A 1,184-nucleotide genomic window follows, 5' to 3' on the forward strand; every position below is an offset into this window, starting at 1 on the left:
AATTAGGCAATGATCTTAGCAACCACGCCGGCGCCAACAGTACGACCACCTTCGCGGATAGCGAAACGCAGACCTTCTTCCATAGCGATAGGAGCGATCAGCTTCACAGTGATGGAGACGTTATCGCCAGGCATCACCATTTCCTTGCCTTCTGGCAGCTCGATGGAGCCGGTCACGTCAGTTGTACGGAAGTAGAACTGAGGACGGTAGTTGTTGAAGAAAGGAGTGTGACGGCCACCTTCATCCTTGCTCAGCACGTACACTTCAGCAGTGAAGTTGGTGTGAGGCTTGATGGAGCCGGGCTTGCACAGCACCTGGCCGCGTTCCACGTCTTCACGCTTGGTGCCGCGCAGCAGCAGACCCACGTTGTCGCCAGCCTGACCTTGATCCAGCAGCTTGCGGAACATTTCCACGCCGGTCACGGTAGTCTTTTGAGTTTCGCGGATACCCACGATCTCGATTTCTTCACCGACCTTGATGATGCCGCGCTCAACACGACCGGTCACCACGGTACCACGACCGGAGATCGAGAACACGTCTTCCACAGGCATCACGAATGCGCCGTCCACAGCACGCTCAGGTGTGGGGATGTAGGAGTCCAGAGCTTCAGCCAGCTTCAGGATAGCAGGCTCGCCGATAGGAGACTGGTCGCCTTCCAGGGCCAGCTTGGCAGAGCCGCGGATGATAGGAGTGTCGTCGCCGGGGAAGTCGTACTTGTCCAGCAGTTCGCGCACTTCCATTTCCACCAGCTCCAGCAGCTCCTCGTCGTCCACCATGTCAGCCTTGTTCAGGAACACGATGATGTAAGGAACGCCCACCTGGCGGGACAGCAGGATGTGCTCGCGAGTCTGGGGCATAGGGCCGTCAGCAGCGGAGCAAACCAAGATAGCGCCGTCCATCTGAGCGGCACCAGTAATCATGTTCTTCACATAGTCAGCGTGGCCGGGGCAGTCCACGTGAGCGTAGTGGCGAGTAGCAGTTTCGTACTCGACGTGCGAAGTGTTGATGGTAATACCACGAGCCTTTTCTTCAGGCGCGTTGTCGATCTGAGAGTAGTCCTTAGCTTCGCCGCCGAAGTGCTTGGACAGCACAGTAGCGATAGCAGCTGTCAGAGTGGTCTTACCGTGGTCAACGTGGCCAATAGTACCCACGTTCACGTGGGGCTTGGTACGCTCGAATTTTTC

Annotated in this window: 1 protein-coding gene; it reads right to left on the minus strand. The window is 57.1% G+C overall.

The features are described from left to right. Positions 1-2: 2 nt before the first annotated feature. Positions 3-1,184, minus strand: a 1,182-nt coding sequence (gene tuf / locus F7P80_RS16640; protein ID WP_151046207.1) for an elongation factor Tu, incomplete at its 5' end; no start/stop codon positions are given.

The organism is Comamonas kerstersii (assembly GCF_008801935.1).
Taxonomy (GTDB): domain Bacteria; phylum Pseudomonadota; class Gammaproteobacteria; order Burkholderiales; family Burkholderiaceae_C; genus Comamonas; species Comamonas kerstersii.